Here is a 20,846-nt window from a genome sequence, read left to right on the forward strand (position 1 = left end):
TATCATGCTCGCCAATTCTCTCATCGAACTCGACCGTGCCCATCTAATCCATCCGGTCGCCAGCTGGCGCGGCCACGAGGCGTCAGGGGTCCGTGTACTGAAGTCCGCCAAAGGCGCCACGGTGACAGATGCCTCCGGCAAAACGCTGCTGGATGGTTTTGCCGGTCTTTGGTGCGTCAATGCAGGCTATGGTCAGGACAGCGTGATCGAGGCGGCAACCCGTCAGTTGCGTGAACTGCCCTATGCAACAGGCTATTTCGGCCTCGGTTCGGAACCAGCCATCCGGCTGGCTTCCCGGCTGGCCGATCATGCGCCGGGAGATCTCTCCCATGTGTATTTCACCCTCGGCGGCTCGGATGCAGTCGACACCACGGTGCGCTTTGTCTCCTACTATTGGCATGCCAAGGGCAAGCCGCAAAAGGATCAGTTCATCTCGGTCGAGCAAGGCTATCATGGCTCCAGCACGGTCGGCTCAGGCCTCACTGCCCTGCCCGCCTTCCACGCCGGTTTCGGCGTGCCCTTCAACTGGCAGCACAAGATTCCATCTCACTACGCCTACCGCAATCCGGCTGGAAGCAGCGCGGAAGCCATCATTGCGGCTTCGCTTGCAGCCCTCAAGGCCAAGGTCGAAGACCTTGGCGGAGCTGAGCGGGTCGCCGCATTCTATGTGGAGCCGATCCAGGGCTCCGGCGGCGTTCTGGTGCCGCCGGCCGGCTGGATGAAAGCAATGCGGGACGCGTGCCGCGAGATGGATATTCTCTTCATCGCCGACGAAGTCATCACCGGTTTCGGCCGCACCGGCCCGATCTTCGCCTGCCTTGAGGAAGAGATCGTCCCGGACATGATGACCGCCGCCAAGGGTCTGACTTCGGGATATGTGCCGATGGGCGCCGTGTTCCTTTCGGATCACATGTATCAGGTCATGGCAGATGCGGCGGGGCCGGCAGCTGTCGGCCACGGTTTCACCTATTCCGCCCATCCGGTGAGCGCGGCTGTCGGACTTGCCGTCCTGGATCTTTATGAAGACAGCCTGTTCGAGAATGGCCGCAAGATGGGTGAGCGGCTTCAGGCCGGTCTCGCCTCACTCAAGGATCACCCTCTGGTCGGGGATGTTCGTGGGCGCGGCATGCTCGCCGCCGTCGAACTGGTGACGGACAAGGCTGCGAAGACACCGCTCCCCGCGGCAGCAAAGCCAGCCGTCAAGGTCTTTGACCGGGCCTGGGAAAACGGCTTGGTGATCCGCGCCTTCGCACAGGGTGTTCTCGGCTATGCTCCGCCGCTGTGCTGCACGGCGGACGAGATCGACCAGATCGTTGAGCGCACGCGCCTGACCCTCGACCAGACGCTCGCGGATCCGGATGTCCGCGCGGCGGTGGCCTGATCCATGGCCGTGCTTTACACATCCGAGGCAGCGCGCGGAGCCGTCTTTGCCGGACGCTTTGCCGCGGCCCTGCCCGATCAGCCATTTTTCCTCAACACCGCCCCCCACCCGGAAGAGGTGAACTATCTGATCACCTGGACGGTTCCAGAAGGCGCCGGGGCGCTTTATCCGAACCTGAAGCTGATCTTTTCCGTTGGCGCAGGTGTGGATCAGTTCAACCTTGAAGCGTTCCCCCCTCACGTTGGCGTCGTTCGGATGCTGGAACCGGGCATTGCCGAACAAATGAAGGAATATGTCACGCTGGCGGTTCTCGGCCTCCACCGGGATCTACCGCGCTACATGGCGCAAAAAGCTGGCCATCTCTGGAAGATGCACAAGAATGCGCCTGCGGGCAGCCGCACGGTTGGCGTCATGGGGCTGGGCCAGCTGAGCAAGGCCTCTCTGGAGGCGCTCAGGCCCTTCGGTTTCAAGCTGCGCGGATGGAGCCGCAGCCCGCAGACCATCGATGGCGTGGAGACCTTCACTGACCTTGCAGCCTTTCTCAGCGGCACGGACATCCTGGTCTGTCTTCTGCCTCTGACGGCGGAAACGGAAGGCCTGATCAATACGGATCTCTTCGCCCGTCTTCCGGAAGGTGCCGCACTTGTTCATGCGGGACGGGGAAAGCAGCTTGATCATGCCGCTCTGGCCGCGGCGCTTTCATCTGGGCAGCTTTCTGCCGCGTGGCTGGACGTAACCGATCCAGAACCGCTGCCGGCAGATCATGCCTTCTGGGAGCATCCGCAGATTGTGCTGACCCCGCATGTGGCGAGCCAGACCCGTGCGGAGGACGGTGCAGATCACGTGATTGCGGGCATCCGAGCCCATCTTGCCGGAAAACCGGTGCCCGGACTGGTGGACAAGCGGAAAGGCTATTGAACGGTAGGCACGCTTCCAGCGGCACCAATTCAGCACAATATGCTGCCTGAAAGTCACATTCGGAGCATTTCCAACCTGATTTAAAGACAAACTAAACGCCAGAAGTCAGGCCAAGGCTGGCAAAATCTCAAAACAAAGCCGGCATGAGACCGGATCAATAAGTGGCAGAAAATGCCGCCACAACCTCCAGGCCGCTATCCAAAGCGCATCTTGCGCCACGGACCTTCTTACAAGGGGAAAACAGATGAGCAACAACGGTATTACGAATTGGACCCGCGCCGATGACGCGATGGTCGAAGATGCAATCCGCCGCGGCGCCAGCCGCCGCGATATTTTGCGCATGTTCCTGGCGGGCGGTATCAGCCTTGCTGCGGGCGGTTCCATTTTCACCCGCGCGACGGCCGCCCTCGCGGCCACGCCGGTCAAGGGCGGACACTTCAAGGCGGCCGGCTGGTCTTCGTCGACTTCGGATACACTCGATCCGGCGAAAGCCTCCTTGTCCACCGACTATGTGCGCTGCTGTTCCCTCTACAACCGCCTGACCTTCCTGGCTCAGGGCGGCGACCTCCAGATGGAACTGGCAGATACGATCGACAGCGAAGACGCCAAGGTCTGGACCATCAAGCTCAAGTCCGGCGTCACCTTCCATGACGGCAAGAGCCTTACTGCAGATGATGTGGTTTTCTCGCTGAAGCGTCATCTGGACAAGGAAACCGGTTCCAAGGTCAATTCCATCGCCAAGCAGATGGAAGAGATCAAGTCCGTCGATAAGCTCACCGTTCAGATCACGCTGGCAGCCGCCAATGCGGATCTGCCGACGATCCTGGCCATGCACCACTTCATGATCGTCCAGGACGGCACCACCGACTTTTCCAAGGGCATCGGCACGGGTGCCTTCAAGCTGGAAAGCTTCGAGCCTGGCGTCCGCTCGATGATGAGCCGCAACGCGAACTACTTCAAACCAGGCGGCGCGCATGTCGACAGTTTCGAGTATTTCGCCATTTCCGATGAAGTGGCCCGTGTCAACGCGGTTCTCTCCGGCGATATTCACCTCGGCGCCTCCGTCAAACCGCAGTCGCTCCGCCTGATCGAGGGCCAGAGCAATGTCGATGTGGTGAAATCCACCTCCGGCAACTACACCAACCTCAACATGCGCCTCGACATGTCGCCGGGTGACAAGGCCGGGTTCATTGAGGGGGTGAAGCACCTGCTCAACCGCGAACTGATCGAAAAGTCCGTGATGCGCGGTCTGGCCGAAGTTGCCAACGACCAGCCGATCGCTCCGATGAGCGCCTATCACAACGCTGAACTGAAGCCGCGGGATTTCGATCCGGAAAAGGCTAAGCACCTGTTCGAGAAGGCAGGTCTCCTCGGCCAGAGCATTCCGGTGGTTGCTTCCGACGCGGCAACCTCTTCGGTGGAAATGGCCACGGTTCTGCAGCAGGCAGGAAGCAAGATCGGCATGAATTTCGATGTTCAGCGCGTTCCGTCCGATGGTTACTGGTCCAACTACTGGCTGAAGGCGCCGGTTCACTTCGGCAACATCAACCCGCGTCCGACGCCGGACATCCTGTTCTCGCTGCTTTATGCATCGAACGCGCCCTGGAACGAGAGCCAGTACAAGTCGGAGAAGTTCGACTCCATGCTGCTCGAAGCCCGCGGCGAGCTGGATTTCGAAAAGCGCAAAGCCATTTACGGCGACATGCAGGCCATGATTGCCAACGAGGCAGGCACGGCGATCCCGGTTTACCTCTCCAACGTGGATGCAAAGCAGACGAAGCTGCAAGGCCTGCTGCCGAACCCGCTTGGCGGTCAGATGGGCTATGCCATGGCGGAATACGTCTGGCTCGAAGCCTGATAGCATCCTTCTTCGCAACCGGAGGCGTTCGCGCCTCCGGTCAGCCGTTCTTATTTCCGGAGAGGTCGGTCCGAATGCCAGGGAAAATCCCTCTGCTGGTCCTGAGCCGGCTTGGCGTGACACTCATCACGCTGCTGATCGTTTCCTTCGTTGTTTTTGCGGCGACCCTGCTTCTGCCGGGGGACGTGGTCGAGATCCTGCTGGGCCAGGCCGCGACGCCGGAAGCGGTAGCAGGCCTGCGTGAGGCCATGCATCTCGATTCCCCTGCCCTTGTGCGCTACGGCCAGTGGCTGCTGGGGTTGCTGCACGGTGACTTCGGCGTGTCTTACGCCAACAGCATGCCCGTCGCCGATATGATCGGTGGACGGCTGATGAACACGCTGCGCCTCGCAGCCGTTACGACCTTGCTGGCCGTTCCTCTGGCCCTTTTTCTCGGCATTACGGCAGCCATGTACCGCGGCTCCATCTATGACCGGGCCGTGACCATGATCATCGTGTCCGTGATTTCCGTGCCCGAATTCCTGATTGCCACGCTGGCCGTTCTCATCTTTGCCGTCTGGCTGCGCTGGCTTCCCGCGCTGTCTCTTGCCAACGAGATTCAGAGTTTTGGACAGCTTCTGAAGGTCTTCGCCATGCCGGTCATCACGCTGACCTGCGTGATTGCCGCACAGATGGTGCGCATGACCCGGGCTGCCGTGATCGACGCCTTGCAAATGCCTTTTGTAGAGATGGCTTTGCTGAAAGGTGCGTCAAAAACCCGGATGGTCCTGCGCCACGCTCTGCCGAATGCCATCGGCCCGATTGCCAACGCCATCGCGCTGTCACTTTCGTATCTTCTGGGCGGCGTGATCATCGTCGAAACGATCTTCAACTATCCCGGTATTGCCAAGCTGATGGTCGATGCGGTCGCGACCCGCGACCTGCCGCTGATCCAGAGTTGTGCCATGATCTTCTGCTTTGGCTTTCTCCTGCTCATCACGCTTGCGGACATCATCGCCATCCTGGCCAACCCAAGGCTGCGCACATGAGCTTAAAGCCAATGTCCCGATCCCTGTCTCTGCCCCGCTTCGGCTTGCGCATGAGCGCCACCGGCATTCTTGCAAGTCTTGTCATTCTGTTCTGGGCCGGCGTCGCCATTGTCGGCCCCAGATTTGCCCCTTATGCGCCGGGTGATATCGTCGACTTCGATTTCTACGGGCCCATCTCGGACCAGCTCTGGCTAGGATCGGATTACCTTGGCCGGGATATCTTTTCCCGGATCATTCTGGGCGCACGCTACACGGTCGGCATTTCCTTTGCCTCCGTCTGCATGGCCTGTTTCACCGGTGTCGCCGCGGGGATGAGCGCCGCGGCCATTGGCGGCTGGTTTGATACGATTCTCAGCCGCATTTTGGACGCTCTGAACTCGATCCCGTCCAAGCTTTTCGGTCTGGTCATGGTGGCAGCCATCGGCTCGTCCATTCCGGTTCTTATTGTGCTTTTGGCGGTGATCTACACGCCTGGATCCTACCGGTTTGCGCGGGCGCTTGCGGTCAATTGCAACACCATGGACTTTGTCACGGTTGCCCGGGCCCGGGGCGAGAAAACGCCCTATCTGATCCTGCATGAGATCCTGCCGAACATCATCGGCCCGGTTCTGGCCGATCTCGGCATGCGGTTCGTCTTCATCGTGCTGCTGCTGTCCGGTCTGTCCTTCCTGGGGCTGGGGGTCCAGCCGCCGGATGCGGATTGGGGCTCGCTGGTGAAGGAAAACATCGGTGGGCTGTCCTTTGCAGCCCCAGCGGTGATCGCTCCGTGTATTGCCATCGCCAGTCTCACAATCAGCGTCAATCTTCTGATCGACAATCTGCCCATCAAGATCCGGGACCGCGCTTCATGACCCAGCCGCTCGTAGATATCCAGAACCTGATGGTCGAAGCCCGGACAGATTCCGGCCGCAAGGTCGAGATCATCAAAGGGGTCAGCTTCACGGTGGAAAAGGGGGAGATCGTTGCGCTGATCGGCGAAAGCGGCTCCGGCAAGACCACCATCGCCCTGACCATGATGGGATATACCCGCCCGGGCTGCCGCATTTCCGGCGGCAAGGTAACCCTTGGCGGCCGCGATCTGGTGACCATGAGCGAAAAACAGAGGCAGGCTTTGCGGGGAACGGATGTTGCCTACGTGCCGCAAAGCGCAGCGGCCGCCTTCAATCCTGCGCAGCGCCTCATCGATCAGGTGATTGAAGTTGCCGGCATTCACAAGCTGATGCCCAAGGCGGAAGCCCGCGCAAAAGCCATCAGCCTGTTCCGCGCCCTTGCCCTGCCCGCGCCTGAGACCATTGGCGAGCGCTATCCGCATCAGGTCTCCGGCGGACAGCTGCAGCGCTTGGCTGCGGCCATGGCGCTCATTGGCGATCCCCAGCTCCTTATCTTCGATGAACCCACCACAGCTCTGGATGTGACCACCCAGATCGAGGTTCTGCGCGCCTTCAAAGACGTCATGCGCAAGGGCGGCATGGCGGGGATCTATGTGTCTCACGACCTTGCCGTCGTGGCCCAGATCGCCGACCGGATCATTGTGCTGAAGGGCGGTGAAATCCAGGAGGAAGGCACGACGCAGGAGATCCTGCACAATGCCCGCCATCCCTATACCCGCGAGCTTCTTTCCGCCTTCGAACCGGCGGTTTTTCAGCCTCACGAGCCCAAGGATACCAAGTCTGTGGTGCGCCGGCCCGTACTGGAGGTCAGCAACATCTATGCAGGCTACGGACCGCTCGGCGGCGACGGCCTTCCCGCCAAGGTCGTGCTCTCCGACGTCAGCTGCAAGCTTTACAAGGGCCAGAACCTGGGCGTGATCGGTGAAAGCGGATCCGGCAAGTCGACCCTGGCCCGGGTTGTCGCCGGCCTGTTGCCGCCAGCCCGGGGAACGGTCGAGTTCAACGGGCGTGAGCTGGACACAGAGGCAGCACGGCGCTCAAAGGAAGACCTGCGGCGCATGCAGATCGTCTTTCAGCTGGCAGACACGGCCCTCAATCCGGCCCGGTCGATTGCCGACATTCTGGGCCGTCCCCTGACCTTCTACCATGGCCAGAAGGGCGCGGCCCGCGAGGCCAGGATCAAGGAACTGCTCGATATGGTGCATCTGCCAAGCGCCATCAGGCACCGGATGCCCGGCGAACTGTCAGGCGGACAGAAGCAGCGGGTAAATTTCGCCCGCGCCCTTGCCGCCAATCCGGACGTGATCCTGTGCGATGAAATCACCTCAGCGCTCGACACGGTAGTGGCTGCCGCCATCATCGATTTGCTCAAGGAGCTGCAAAGCAGTCTGAACCTATCCTACGTCTTCATCAGCCATGACCTGTCCACCGTGCAGTCGATCTGCGATCAGGTGATGGTCATGCAGAACGGGCGGACAGTCGAGCTTCTCGCCAACAGCCAGCTGCCGGAAGGCGCGAACCATCATTACTCCCAGCTCTTGTTTGCCTCCGTACCGAAACTCGACACCGGATGGCTGGACAGTCTGCCTGCCGGCTTTGCAGCGACCGGCAACTGAGCCTAGAGCACAGAGCCCCAAAAATCTCAGGAGCCTCAGCTCCCTATCCGGCTCACATCGGAAAGATCGTTTTCAGTGGCAGGTGGGTTTTGATGAAGGAGGACTTCATCACCACGAAACTGAAATATTTGTCGATGCCGATGTCCATGTCGGTCAGGCGCTCCATGATTGCCTGATAGTCGCCAATAGACCCGGTGATGAACTTTAGAAGATAGTCATAACCACCTGAAATCAGATGGCACTCTATGATCTCTTCAACCTTCTCTGCCGCCTGCTGAAAGCGCTCGAAATCCATCTTGCGATGGTTTTTCAGGGTGACTTCGGTAAAGACGGTGATGGTCGGGCCCAGCTTGGCAAGATCGATCTGCGCTGAGTAGCCGGTGATGAAACCAGCCTGCTGCAGTTTCTTCACCCGCATCAGGCAAGGGCTTGGAGACAGATGCACCAGCTCAGCCAGCTCCACATTGGTGATCCGGCCATTTTTCTGCAGCTCATGCAGAATTCTGATGTCAATACGGTCGAGTTTCATAATGCCCTCTGGCTGCTTCGCGGAGCTTAAGCAGAAAATGCTGCCTCTTCAATCCGTCCGGTATCGTTTATATGCAAAAATCTCAAAACCTTCTGGCAGACAGGGAAAATTATCGGGTCTGATTTCAGCATAAAATGCTGCAATGACGCCACTTCTAGAACCTTTTCCCTTGAGGTTCGCGCTAAGCATGGGACACAAGGAGATTTTCCATGCCCGCGCCTCTGCTCAAGATCGAGACTGACACCACCCTGCCGCAAGATGCTGATGCGGTGATCATCGGAGCCGGGATCGTCGGCACTTGCACGGCCTATTACCTTGCCAAACGCGGGCTGCGGGTGGTGCTTCTGGAAAAAGGACTTGTAGGCGCGGAGCAGTCGAGCCGGAACTGGGGCTGGTGCCGTCAGCAGAACCGCGATGCCCGCGAGCTGCCGATGGCGACCCGCAGCCTCGCGCTTTGGGACGAACTCGCAGCCGACTGCGGCAGCGCGCTTGGCTTCCGGCGCTGCGGGCTGCTTTATCTGTCCAACAACGACGCCGAACTTGAGGGCTGGGCCAAATGGCGGGACTTCGCCCGCACGCAGGGCGTGACAACGCATATGCTGACGGCAGACGAAGCGGCCAGCCGGGGGAAGGCCACGGCTAAAAGCTGGAAAGGCGGCGTCTTCTCGCCAACGGACGGCATCGCAGATCCCGCCAGCGCAGCGCCTGTCATCGCCGCCGCCACCATCCGCCATGGTGGCCAGGTCATCCAGAACTGTGCCGTGCGCGGACTGGAACTGTCAGCGGGGCGTGTGAGTGCCGTCGTCACGGAGCGGGGCACAATTCAGACGAAGATCGCGGTGCTGTCCGGCGGTGCCTGGGCGTCAAGCTTCTGCCGCCAGCTCGGGATCCGTTTTCCCCAGGCCTCGGTCCGGTCCTCGATTCTGGCCGTCAGCCCGGCGGCGGATATTCCCGACGCCCTGCACACCGCGGAAGTTTCCCTGACCGCCCGCGGTGATGGCAGCCATACGCTGGCGATTTCCGGCAAGGCGCGGGTCGATCCGACCGCGCAGATGCTGCGCTTCGGCACAACCTTCATCCCGATGTTCCTGAAGCGTCACAATTCCCTGGCTCTTGGTGGTTTTCAGGGCATCCGCAGCGGTCACGAGAGCCTATCCCGCTGGCGCCTCGACCAGCAAACTCCCATGGAGCGGATGCGGATCCTAGATCCCGTTCCAGATGGGAAGCAAATCCGGGAAACGCTGGCCCGCGCTCGCAAACTCCTGCCAGCCCTCGCTCAAAACCAGGTCACCGCGTCCTGGGCGGGCTATATCGACAGCACCCCGGATGGCGTTCCCGCCATTGGCGAAACCTCTTTGCCCGGATTCATTCTGGCAGCCGGTTTCAGCGGCCATGGCTTCGGCATCGGGCCGGGCGCTGGCGACATGATCGCCGACATCGTCATGGGCAAGGAACCAGTTCTGGATGCCAGGCCCTATCGTCCGTCCCGGTTCGAAGAGAGCTCCTGGGGCAAGGTTGCGGACTTCTAAAGCTCCTCGGCCTCAGCCGAGCGCCTGATTGACCAGTCCGTAAACTGTGTAAGGGCTGGAGGAGAACATGGTCTGGGGATCGCCGCAGTCCAGTGTCATGGTGGTCACGGTGTCGTAAAGGGCAATACCCGCGTCATTCAGGAAGCTGCTGAGCCTCCCGCCGGCCTCCCGGGTGTCCATCCGCAGGAAACTGTCCTTATGGGCAATCACATGGGGCCGGATCAGGGCGATGGCGTCTTCTTCCGACGCCGCCACCACGGGCCCGATCACCCTTCCACGGCCAAACTCCCGGCACAGGGCAAAACCTTCGATAGTGCCGTTGCGATCAATCACTGTGCCTTGCGAAACAGGAAAAAGAAGATCGAAAATATGACTGCGATCGGCGGCCTGAGCCAGACTGTCGAGACGGCAGATGGCGGCCCGGTCATCTTCCGTCATAGGCCGCGCATGGTCCGGTCCGTCCGGGACATGATGAGCGACACCATTGTGCTGAAACACTGTTTTCAGCGGCGCAAAGCCAAGGGACAGATACAGTCGATAGGCGGGTTTCGTCGCGTTGAGAACCTTTTCCCGCCCCTTCGTCTGAGCCAGAACATGCTTCATCAGCCAGCGGCCCGCACCGTTTTCCTGAAGCCGTGGAGACGTGATCACCATTCCAATCGTTGCCCTCCCCGGCCCCATGGGAAACCACATCGCAGAGCCGACAATGCGGCCAATCTCGTCGCGTGCGGCGAAACCGTGCCCAACCGACAGCAGCAACTCCCAATCATGAGGACGGTGCGGCCAGTTCACGCCAATGGACAATTCATGAAGCCTTGGCACATCGTCAAAGGTGATGGGAGACAACGTCAACTCGTAGGTATCGAGTAAAATTGAGGCTTCGGCTTGCAAACGCTTGCTCCCAGATCTTTCTATGATGCTCTTTCCGGCACGTTCTACTGTATAATATGCCTCGGGATCCGGCACATAGAACCGTTCTCCTCCCTTTTTCCGGTTTTTTGTGCTGACCGGTCTACTCCGGCGAGCCGTTCAGAGACAGGTCGGGGCCCCGCTGGCCAAACAATTCAGGCGGATGCGGATTCGAGATTGGTTCCCCGTTTCGCCTCACCTATAAGGACGCAATCATCCGTCCATCAGAGACGGTATCGTCAGTCTTGTGCAAACGGTCCGATGCCATGATCCCTCGCCTTCAATCGAAGCTCGCGTCCACTCTTCCGCCCGCTGGCTTTTTCGAAAGGCTGATCGAATCGGGCTTCAAGGGAGAGATAGAGACAGGCGTAGCCATGCGCACGGTCTATGCGACCGATAATTCCATCTATCAAGTACCCCCTGCAGGCGTGCTTTTTCCCAAGGGAATCGAGGACCTCAAGACCCTCGGGCGCGTCCTGAGCGAACCGGCCTATGCCCATGTGGTGGTGGCGCCGCGTGGCGGCGGCACGGGCACCAATGGCCAGTCGCTCACCAGCGGAGTCGTCCTCGACTGCTCACGCCACATGAACCGCATTCTGGAGATCGATCCGGTGCGGCGCCTTGCCCGCGTAGAGGCGGGTGTCGTCAAGGACCAGCTCAACCGGGCGCTGGCCCCGCACGGGCTGTTCTTTGCGCCGGAGCTGTCGACATCCAACCGCGCCACCATCGGCGGCATGATCTCGACAGATGCCTGCGGTCAGGGCTCGTGCCTTTACGGCAAGACCAGCAACCACGTTCTGGGTTTGCGCGTGGTGCTGACGGACGGCTCGGAGCTGAACTCCCGGACCATGAGCTCTGAAGAGCTGGAAGAGGCCGTGCTGCTGCCCGGCCGCGCCGGGGATATCTACCGGACAGTGGAGACGATCGTCCGCGAAAAGAAGACAGAGATCGAGACGATCTTCCCGAATCTCAACCGCTACATGACCGGTTACGATTTGGCCCATGTCCTGCGGGAAGATGGCAGCTTCGATCTCAACGCGGTCCTGTGCGGCTCGGAAGGCACGCTGGCGATGATTGCCGAGGCGGAACTTAACCTGCTGCCGGTCCCGGCCCGCTCCGCGCTGGTCAACATCCGCTACAGCGACTTCAACACCGCGCTGGAGGATGCCCGCTCTCTGACCGCGATGAATGTTGCCTCCGTCGAAACCGTTGACGAAAAGGTGCTCGGCCTTGCCAAGGGTGACATCGTCTGGGGCGGCATTGCGCGGTACTTCCCGGACGACGCCGCCGATCCTGCCAATGGCATCAACATCGTCGAGGTTCTCGCCGAGACCGATGAAGAGATTTCCGCCAAGCTGGACACCCTGACTGCGGCGCTCGACAGGTCTGCCTCCATGCAGCACAAGGGCTATACGATCACCCGCGAGGCGAAGGACGTGGAGGCGATCTGGACCATGCGCAAGCGCGCGGTCGGTCTGCTGGGCAACGTTGATGGCGCCGTCCGTCCGGTCCCCTTCGTCGAGGATACGGCGGTGCCGCCGGAAAACCTTGCCGCTTACATCCGCGAGTTCCGCGCCCTTCTGGACAGCGAGGGCCTTGCCTACGGCATGTTCGGCCATGTGGACGCAGGCGTCCTCCATGTGCGGCCAGCCCTCGACCTGACCCGCGACGATCATCAGCCCATGGTCCGGCGCATTTCCGATGCGGTGGTGGCGCTGACCCGCAAATATGGCGGCGTGCTTTGGGGGGAACACGGCAAGGGCGTGCGCTCGGAATATGTGCCTGAGTTCTTCGGCCCGCTCTATCCCTGCCTGCAGGACATCAAGCGCGCCTTTGATCCGGAAAACCGGCTCAACCCGGGCAAGATCGCGGCTCCCGAGGGCGCATCTCTGTTGAAGATCGACGAAGTGCCGCTGCGCGGGACAAGCGACAAGATCCTCGGTCTGGAGATCCGCAACGGCTTCGACAATGCCGCTTACTGCAATGGCAACGGTGCCTGTTTCGACTTTGACGAGACGAGCCCTATGTGTCCCTCCTACAAGGCAACACGGGACCGGCGCTATTCGCCCAAGGGCCGCGCCTCGCTCATGCGCGAGTGGCTGAGCCTGCTGGCCGAACAGGGTATCGATCCGCGCAAGGAAGCCGAAGAGATCCGCTCTCCCGCCGCGCTTCTTTCCTTGCCCAAGCGGGTCTGGAACTCTCTCAACCCGGAGAACCGCAACGACTTCTCCCATGAAGTGCGCGACGCCATGGACACCTGCCTTGCCTGCAAGGCCTGCGCAGGCCAGTGCCCGGTGAAGGTCAGCGTTCCGGCGTTCCGCGCCAAGTTCCTGGAAGTCTATTATGGCCGCTATCTGCGCCCCATGAAGGACCCGCTGGTCGCCGCCATTGAGGCCATGCTGCCGCTGATGGCCCATCTGAAGCCGGTCTATAATTTTGGCGTGCGCAGCGTGATCGGCAAGGCCGCTTTGAAGCTCGCGGGCCTCACTGCCCTGCCCGCTCTGCCGCAGCTGACGCTCCGCCGGGAAGCCGCAAGGATGGGTGTGCGGGTCGCAACCGAAGCTCTCATGGGATCGCTGTCACGAGAAGAGCGGCAGAAGGCCGTCGTCTTTGTCACTGACGCTTTCACCGAATATTTCGACCCGTCCGTGGCCGCCGCCGCCGTGGAGCTGGCCAGAAAGCTCGGCTTCACGCCCTATCTGGCAGCACCGCACCAGAACGGCAAGCCGCTGCATGTGCATGGATATCTCGGCGCTTTCGAGAGACAGGCCGAGAAGACCCGGATCTATCTGGACCGGCTCGGAGACCTCGGCATTGTGCTGGTCGGCCTCGATCCTTCCATGACCCTTGCTTTCCGCAGTGAATATGCGGCCCAGTCCAGAACGGCGCTAAAGACAAAGGTCCTGCTGCCTCAGGAATGGCTGGCACAGCATCTCGACCGCCTAAGCGCCTCGCCTTTGGCTGCAGGAAAGAGCTACAAGCTCATGACTCATTGCACCGAACGCACGAACGCCGCATCGGCGATGAAGGAATGGCAGAGCATCTTTGCGGCTCAAGGCATCAAGCTTGCCATTGCCGGTACGGGCTGCTGCGGCATGGCTGGAACCTACGGCCACGAAGCGAAAAACCGCGCCACCTCCGAACAGCTCTATGCCATGAGCTGGGCCCCCATCGTGGCCAAGGCCGGTGCGGATGAAATCATCATGGCCACCGGCTATTCCTGCCGGTCGCAGGTCAAGGAAATCGACCGCAAGTCCATCCCCCATCCACTTCAGGTGCTGAATGGTCTGACGCTGGCACAGAGCGTTTGAGCTGCAAACTCCGGCGTTTGAGAACCGCTAGTCTGCCGGGACCGCACCAAGCGGCTCTGCCGGCTGAAGCAGCTGGCGGACCAGCGGGTTGGGAAAGCGACGGGCCATTGTGACCGCGTAGAACGTCTCGGCAATGCCGGGCAGCTGGTCCACAGCGACCAGAACGCCGCTTTCGATCTCGTCCTTGACGACAATCGGCGGCAGAACGGCCAGCCCGATGCCTTCGCGCGCAAGCAGGCGCATCATGGCCATGTCCTCAACCTCCGCCACGATCTGCGGCCTTACCCCAAGACGGTCGGCCAAGGCATCGAAGCCGGTCCGCACGCTGCTGTCCACTGTCGGCAGAATAACGGGATGATTGCGCAGGTGATCGGCAAGGCCATCGGCGCTGTCGAGCCTGTCCGGAGTTCCCACCAGACTGACCGACCGCTCCGCAAGCCTGTGCGTCACCAGCGGTGTCAGGGCATCGGCGTGTGGCGCCTGGTTGATAAGCACCACATCCAGGTTCAGCGCCTCAAGCGCCCTTAGAAGTTCCGCAGTGCTGCCGGAGCGCAGAATGAGGTCAATATCGGTCCGCCCCAGAACCGGCTTCAGAAACTCCAGCTGAAAATTGCGCGACAACGTCGCAAGGGACCCGACCCGCAGCGCCTGCCGGCCGGCACCGGCGTTGCGTAAGGTGCCGATCAATTCGTCTCCGGTCGCAAAGATCGCGTCCGCGTGGTCCAGCACGATCCGGCCCGCTTCGGTCAGATGCAGTTGCCGGCCCCGCCGTTCAAAGAGCGAATGCCCAAGGCGTTCCTCCAGTTTCCGGATTTGAACCGAAAGCGAGGACTGGGTGAGATTCAGCCTCTCCGCCGTCCGTGTCAGGTTTCCATCATGGGCGACAGCCCAGAAATAGCGGAGATGATTGTAGTTCAGTGCAGCCATAACGTTCGATAATAACGAACGATAATTGATGAACAATGCATTTTTTCAGCATCAGCGGATTTGCTACAGCCAGTCACACCGAACCCGTTGCTGGAGAATTGCCTTGCTGCCTTACTACGCCCCTCTTGCGGCGCCCCTCCTTCTGCTTCTCGCAGCCTCGATCTGTTTTGCCCGGCCCGGACGCAGACCGCGCGCCGTCCTGATCCTCGCGGAAGGGGCTGCTCTCGGATCGCTGCTCGTTGCCATCGCCTCACTTGTCCTTCTGGTTCTGTTTGGCGCTGGCACCAGTGCCTTGATCGGCTGGGCCGGTGTTGGCCTGTCCGCCCGGCTCGACGCAGTCAGCGTGGCAATGCTGCTTCTGGTCGCCTTCACGGGCTGGATCGTGGTGCGCTACAGCCGGACTTACTTAGACGGAGAAGACCGTCAGGGAGCCTTCACCGGCTGGCTCTGTTCAGCTCTCGCCGCAGTGCTGCTTTTCGTTCAGGCCGGAAATCTGGTGCAGCTGGCTGCCGCCTGGTTCTCTGCAAGCGTTGCCCTTCATCACCTCCTCCTGTTCTATCCGCAGCGGATGGCCGCACAGCGCGCGGCGCGCAAGAAGCAGCTGTTCTCTGTCGTTGGAGCAACCGCACTGACTTCGGCAGCCGCTCTTGCGGCCCTGTGGGCCGGAACCACCGACATTGCCGGAATAAACGCGCTTGCCCGCAGCGGTGATGCCTCTTGGACAATCGTCGCCGCAGCAGCCCTCTTCGCCCTCGCGGCCTTGCTGAAATCCGCACAGTTTCCGACCCATGGGTGGCTGACAGAGGTGATGGAAGCACCCACACCGGTCTCAGCTCTGCTCCATGCGGGGGTCATCAACGCAGGTGGTTTTTTGCTGATCCGCTTTGCAGACGTGATGCTGCTGGCTCCAGGCATTCTGGCCCTGCTCGCGATGATCGGCGGGTTCACGGCCCTGTTCGGGGCCCTGGTGATGCTGACCCAACCGGCGGTCAAAACCTCCCTTGCCTGGTCAACGGTTGCTCAGATGGGCTTCATGATCCTGCAATGCGGTCTTGCCCTGTTTCCACTCGCACTGCTCCACATCATCGCCCACTCACTCTACAAGGCCCATGCTTTCCTGGCATCCGGCGGCGCGGTTGAACAGGTTGCGGGAACACGCCGCCCCGGGCCGGTCGCCGTGCCAGACGGACCGGCTGTCGGAAAGGCCTTCCTGATAGCGCTGGCAATCTATGCCACGATCGGGGCAGTGTTCGGGCTGTTGTTCGGGTTCGAGCACAAATCCCCGCAAGCTCTGGCTCTTGGCGCAATCCTGATCTTCGGTGTTGCGTATCTCCTGGCTCAGGGGCTGGCCGATGCCGCACCGCGCCCCCTCACCCGGAAAACGGCTCTCTACTCCTGCCTCGCCGCAGCCGGATACTTCGCGCTTCAAACTGCGGCGGAATGGCTGACCGCAGGCGTCTTGCCACAACCTCCCGCACCGGGGCGCCTGGAATGGACGCTCATGGGCCTTGCGGTTCTCAGCTTCGGTCTGGTTGCCATCGCACAGGCCCTGTTCCCGCTGTGGGCCTCCCACCCAGCGGCTGCCGGCCTGCGTGTTCACCTCTCAAACGGCCTTTATGCGAACACCCTGTTCGATCGCGTGCTCGGCGGCTGGGTCGTCCGCAAGCCCTCGTGATGAGAAAGACTAAGGAAAATGCAGATGCTGATGACCATTTCCAAAGCGCCGCTGCTGCCGCCTGACCTCATCCTGGAGGCAGCGAACCGCGCAGCACGTGCCATTCCGCCGCTTTGGCCGCTCGCTTCGAGCGTCGCGGTCAATCCCTTCCTCGGACAGACGGGAGAACCGCTGGCTGCAGCAGCGGCCCGGCTCAAACGTGCAGCCGGGGTACGGCTGACCATGCCCCGGTCCTGGTTCGCAGAGCGGCTCCGGTCCGGGGAAATTACCGACATGGATCTGACGGAAGCGCTGACAGCGGCCCCGGCCTCGTCGCGGCCCGGATCGCTCGCGGAGCTTAAGGCCGCAGCCCTCTTAGAGGCGCCTCAGCCATCCGCTCTGCCGACCGTTGCAGATCTTGCAAAAGAAGCATCAGGGATCGACTGGCCCGCTTTTACCGCCGAACGGATCAGCCATTGGGCCGCCGCATATTTCGATCAGGGACAGGCATTATGGGCCAATCCCAAGGCTCGCTGCGCTTATGAAACCTGGAGAGCATTCGCGATCCACGATCTGACGCCTGAAATCTCCGGTCTCAAGGGGTTTGCCCGGACTGTTGCCGATGCCCCGGAGACAGTGGAGGCAGCTCTTGCTGCAAGCGTCGCTCGCCTAGGACTGACAGAAGCGGCTCTTGAGGGTTATTTCCACCGGCTGCTCACCAGCCTTGGCGGCTGGGCACAGGCCGCCCGCTACAAGCTCTGGCAGGCAGAACTCACGGGAAAGACCGACAAGGACATCACAGGCCTTCTCGCCGTCCGTCTGACCTGGGACGCGGCTTTGCTCGATCAATACTGCGAGACGATTGGGATGAAATGGCCCGCCTCAGCGTCCGCCTATGCAGAGCCACTCGTGCCGGATAGTGACGACGCCATCGACGCGATCCTTCAGGAAGCAGCAGAACGTGCCGCCCAGCGGAAGCTTGCTGCGCTCTTCGCTGGCTCCCTCACTCCGCCGGATACCAGCCGTCCCGCGCTGCAGATGGCCTTCTGTATAGATGTACGCTCCGAGGTGTTCCGGCGGGCGCTGGAGAGCCTTGACCCAGGCATCAAAACGCTTGGATTTGCAGGTTTCTTCGGTCTTGGCATTGGCCACCGGCGCTTTGCCTCCGATGTGGTCGAGGCCCGGCTTCCCGTGCTGCTGTCCCCCGGTGTGTTCACCTGTTCGGGCGAGACTGATCCCGAAACCCGGGAAGCGGACCTCTCCGCCAGGATTAACGCGCGGGCAAAACGCGCCTGGGGACGGTTCAAGCTGGCGGCCATATCCTCCTTCGCCTTCGTCGAGGCCACCGGTCCCTTCTATGCCGCAAAGCTTGTGCGCGGAGCCTTGGGCCAGACAGGAAAACCGGTGAAGAGTGATCCTGCGCCCCGCCCGGCCACCGCGCTCAGTCCCGAAACACGTGTCGCCATGGCCGGGAAAGTGCTGAGGGCGATGTCGCTGACGAGCGGCTTCTCCCGGCTCGTTCTTCTGGCAGGGCATGGTGCAGGTGTCGTCAACAACCCGCATGCCAGTGCCCTCCAATGCGGGGCTTGCGGCGGCTATGCCGGAGACGTGAATGCCCGTTTGCTGGCTTCATTGCTGAACGACAGCGAGGTTCGCTCCGGTCTTGCGGCTCTAGGGATTGTGATCCCGGAAGACACGCTCTTCCTGGGGGCCTTGCATGACACAGTGACGGACACCGTCACTATCTACGATGCGGACCATCCCTCTTCAGAGCACGCGGAAGACCTGGCTCAGGCGCAAAACTGGCTCCGGACAGCTGGCGGTCTGACGCGGGCCGAACGGTCGGCGCGTTTGCCCCGGGCCGCCCGGGGGCAGGATGTCCTGCACCGGGCGCGCGACTGGGCGGAGCTGCGGCCAGAATGGGCGCTCGCCGGGTGCCAGACCTTCGTTGCAGCTCCGAGGTTCCGCACCGCAGGCAAGAACCTCTCCGGCCGGGCTTTCCTGCATGACTATGACTGGCAGCGGGATGAAGGCTTCGGCGTGCTGGAACTCATTCTCACCGCGCCTGTCGTGGTCGCGAGCTGGATCAGTCTGCAATATTACGGCTCGGCCGTTGCACCCGGTATCTTCGGGGCTGGGAACAAGTTGCTGCACAATGTGACCGGCGGATTTGGCGTTGTCGAAGGCAACGGCGGTCTTCTTCGGGCCGGTTTGCCCTGGCAGTCGGTTCATGACGGGGAACGGCTGATGCATGAGCCTTTGCGGCTGTCGGTGCTGATCGAAGCCCCGCGCGAGGCCATCACCGGCGTTCTGGAGCGTCATCCGGAGGTCAGGCAGTTGTTCGACAACCGCTGGCTCCACCTCTTCGCCCTTGATGAACAAGGCCGGATGGCCTGGCGGTATTCGGGTGATCTGGAATGGGAGTATAAGGAGCAGACCATTCAGGAAGAGGTTTTGCTGTGACCCCTTCCGGCTCCCGGGGCGGATGTCCCCGGACGCCATGCCTGAATCCCGAGCCCTTTTCCGGAAGACCGGCTCACAAACCTGCCTCCTGACAGAGCAAGGGCTTGACCGAAAGCCGATAACAAAAATGCCGCCGGGACCTGGTCCCAGGCGGCACTCTGCATTCCGGTCAGCACAGGCAGACCAAGGCGGGATCACTCCCACTCAATGGTTCCCGGAGGCTTCGAGGTGATGTCGTAGGTGACGCGGTTGATGCCTTCGACCTCGTTGATGATCCGCGTTGCGGTTTCACCGAGGAACTCATGGCTGAAGGGATAGTAATCTGCGGTCATGCCGTCGACCGAGGTCACAGCCCGCAGCGCGCAGGCATAGTCGTAGGTGCGGCCATCGCCCATGACGCCGACAGTGCGCACAGGCAGGATCGCGACGAAGGCCTGCCAGATCTCGTCATAGAGACCATGCTTGCGGATCTGGTCGATATAGACCGCATCGGCCTTGCGCAGAATGTCCAGCTTGGCGCGGGTAATCTCACCCGGGCAACGGATGGCGAGGCCAGGTCCGGGGAACGGATGACGGCCGATGAAGCTCGCCGGAAGGCCCAGTTCGTGGCCGAGAGCCCGGACTTCATCCTTGAAGAGCTCGCGCAGCGGCTCGACTAGCTTGAGACCCATCTTTTCCGGCAGGCCGCCGACATTATGGTGCGACTTGATGGTCACTGACGGGCCGCCGGAGAAGGAAACACTCTCGATCACATCCGGATAGAGCGTGCCCTGGGCCAGGAACTCGGCGCCTTCAATTTCATTGGCGTATTTCTGGAACACGTCGATGAAAAGCTTACCGATGGTCTTGCGCTTGGTTTCCGGATCGCTTTCGCCTTCCAGGGCGCCCAGGAACAATTCGCTCTCATCCGCATGGATGAGCGGAATATTGTAATGGTCGCGGAACATGGTGACCACTTCCTGCGCCTCGTTCTGGCGCAGCAGGCCATGATCCACGAACACACAGGTCAGCTGGTCGCCAATGGCTTCGTGGATCAACACAGCGGCAACCGAGCTGTCGACACCGCCGGAAAGACCGCAGATGACCTTCTTGTCCCCGACCTGTTCGCGGATCTTGGCGATGGCCTCCGCGCGGTAGGCGCCCATGGTCCAGTCGCCCTTGAAGCCCGCAAGCTTGACGAAATTCTCGTAGATCTTCTTGCCGTTGGGCGTGTGGTGCACTTCGGGATGGAACTGCACCGCGTAAAAGCCGCGCGACACATCGGCGGTGATGGCATAGGGCGCATTCGGCGAAACGCCGAAGACCTCGAAGCCGGGGGCGATCTTGCTGACATGATCGCCGTGGCTCATCCAAACCTGCTCGCGGCCTCCGCTGAACCAGCCGTTCAGGATGGGCAGCGGCTCGCCCGCCGGCGTGACGAAGGCGCGGCCGAACTCGGCAGTACCGCCACCGCCGGAAATCTTGCCGCCATCGACCTTGCCACCCAGATCCTGCATCATGACCTGCTGGCCGTAGCAGATGCCCAGGATCGGCACACCGAGCGTGTAGACCGACTGGGGCGGGCGCGGAGAGCCTTCGCGCACGACCGAATCGGGCCCGCCGGAGAAAATCACGGCCTTTGGCGCGAACTCTGCCAGGAAGGCGTCCGTCACGTTCTGGTAGGGATGGATTTCACAGTAGACGTTGAGTTCACGCAGGCGCCGCGCGATCAGCTGCGTTACCTGGGAACCGAAGTCGATGATGAGGAGGCGGTCATGCTGTGTCATGGGCCAAGCTTCTAACGTCTTCGCGGTCTAAAATGAAGGTCAAAATGATGTTGTGGGTGGCAGTTTT

Annotated in this window: 14 protein-coding genes; 10 read left to right on the top strand and 4 right to left on the bottom strand. The window is 61.2% G+C overall.

All coding sequences use genetic code 11. The annotated features are described in order from the left end of the window. Positions 1-4 precede the first annotated feature (4 nt). The 6 genes from IG616_RS05375 (at position 5) to IG616_RS05400 (ending at position 7,691) form a co-directional block, all read left to right on the top strand. A complete protein-coding gene (locus IG616_RS05375; protein ID WP_192147101.1) occupies positions 5-1,381 on the top strand; it encodes an aspartate aminotransferase family protein in 1,377 nt (458 codons plus the stop codon). A 3-nt stretch (positions 1,382-1,384) separates the two neighbouring features. Next, positions 1,385-2,299, top strand: coding sequence for a 2-hydroxyacid dehydrogenase (locus IG616_RS05380; protein ID WP_192147102.1), 915 nt, complete (start codon positions 1,385-1,387; stop codon positions 2,297-2,299). A 244-nt stretch (positions 2,300-2,543) separates the two neighbouring features. Further along, positions 2,544-4,157 carry an ABC transporter substrate-binding protein gene (locus IG616_RS05385; RefSeq protein ID WP_192147103.1) on the top strand — a complete coding sequence of 538 codons (1,614 nt, stop codon included), beginning with the start codon at positions 2,544-2,546 and terminating at the stop codon, positions 4,155-4,157. Positions 4,158-4,231: 74 nt separating this feature from the next. Next, entirely contained in the window at positions 4,232-5,185 is a 954-nt protein-coding gene (locus IG616_RS05390) for an ABC transporter permease (RefSeq protein ID WP_192147104.1), read from the top strand. An 11-nt stretch (positions 5,186-5,196) separates the two neighbouring features. Then, entirely contained in the window at positions 5,197-6,036 is an 840-nt protein-coding gene (locus IG616_RS05395; protein ID WP_192147105.1) for an ABC transporter permease, read from the top strand. Beyond that, positions 6,033-7,691: an ABC transporter ATP-binding protein gene (locus IG616_RS05400; protein ID WP_192147106.1), complete on the top strand. Its 1,659-nt coding sequence runs from the start codon at positions 6,033-6,035 to the stop codon at positions 7,689-7,691. Before IG616_RS05395 ends, IG616_RS05400 begins: the two co-directional genes overlap by 4 nt. Before the next feature lie 52 nt (positions 7,692-7,743). On the opposite strand, the gene IG616_RS05405 is transcribed toward IG616_RS05400, so the two are convergent. Continuing rightward, positions 7,744-8,220 (bottom strand): Lrp/AsnC family transcriptional regulator, encoded by a 477-nt coding sequence (locus IG616_RS05405; protein ID WP_192147107.1) that lies wholly within the window; start codon positions 8,218-8,220, stop codon positions 7,744-7,746. A gap of 209 nt (positions 8,221-8,429) precedes the next feature. Here IG616_RS05405 and IG616_RS05410 point away from each other — a divergent pair, with 209 nt between their 5' ends. Beyond that, entirely contained in the window at positions 8,430-9,749 is a 1,320-nt protein-coding gene (locus IG616_RS05410; protein WP_192147108.1) for an NAD(P)/FAD-dependent oxidoreductase, read from the top strand. Between the two features lie 12 nt (positions 9,750-9,761). Here the strand turns inward: IG616_RS05410 and IG616_RS05415 are convergent, their stop codons facing one another. After that, positions 9,762-10,640, bottom strand: coding sequence for a GNAT family N-acetyltransferase (locus IG616_RS05415; protein WP_192147109.1), 879 nt, complete (start codon positions 10,638-10,640; stop codon positions 9,762-9,764). A 284-nt stretch (positions 10,641-10,924) separates the two neighbouring features. On the opposite strand from IG616_RS05415, the gene ydiJ reads away from it, so the two are divergent. After that, positions 10,925-13,969 carry a D-2-hydroxyglutarate dehydrogenase YdiJ gene (gene ydiJ / locus IG616_RS05420; protein ID WP_192147110.1) on the top strand — a complete coding sequence of 1,015 codons (3,045 nt, stop codon included), beginning with the start codon at positions 10,925-10,927 and terminating at the stop codon, positions 13,967-13,969. A 27-nt stretch (positions 13,970-13,996) separates the two neighbouring features. On the opposite strand, the gene IG616_RS05425 is transcribed toward ydiJ, so the two are convergent. After that, positions 13,997-14,896, bottom strand: a complete 900-nt coding sequence (locus IG616_RS05425; RefSeq protein WP_192147111.1) for a LysR family transcriptional regulator — start codon at positions 14,894-14,896, stop codon at positions 13,997-13,999. Between the two features lie 103 nt (positions 14,897-14,999). Here IG616_RS05425 and IG616_RS05430 point away from each other — a divergent pair, with 103 nt between their 5' ends. Both IG616_RS05430 and IG616_RS05435 read left to right on the top strand, forming a co-directional pair. Continuing rightward, positions 15,000-16,571 (top strand): proton-conducting transporter transmembrane domain-containing protein, encoded by a 1,572-nt coding sequence (locus IG616_RS05430; protein ID WP_209007297.1) that lies wholly within the window; start codon positions 15,000-15,002, stop codon positions 16,569-16,571. A 24-nt stretch (positions 16,572-16,595) separates the two neighbouring features. After that, positions 16,596-19,013, top strand: coding sequence for a YbcC family protein (locus IG616_RS05435; protein ID WP_192147113.1), 2,418 nt, complete (start codon positions 16,596-16,598; stop codon positions 19,011-19,013). Between the two features lie 194 nt (positions 19,014-19,207). On the opposite strand, the gene guaA is transcribed toward IG616_RS05435, so the two are convergent. Continuing rightward, positions 19,208-20,779, bottom strand: coding sequence for a glutamine-hydrolyzing GMP synthase (gene guaA, locus IG616_RS05440; protein WP_192147114.1), 1,572 nt, complete (start codon positions 20,777-20,779; stop codon positions 19,208-19,210). Positions 20,780-20,846: the final 67 nt, after the last annotated feature.

Origin of the sequence: Roseibium litorale, assembly GCF_014842915.1 — a bacterium.
GTDB classification, from domain to species: Bacteria; Pseudomonadota; Alphaproteobacteria; order Rhizobiales; family Stappiaceae; genus Roseibium; species Roseibium litorale.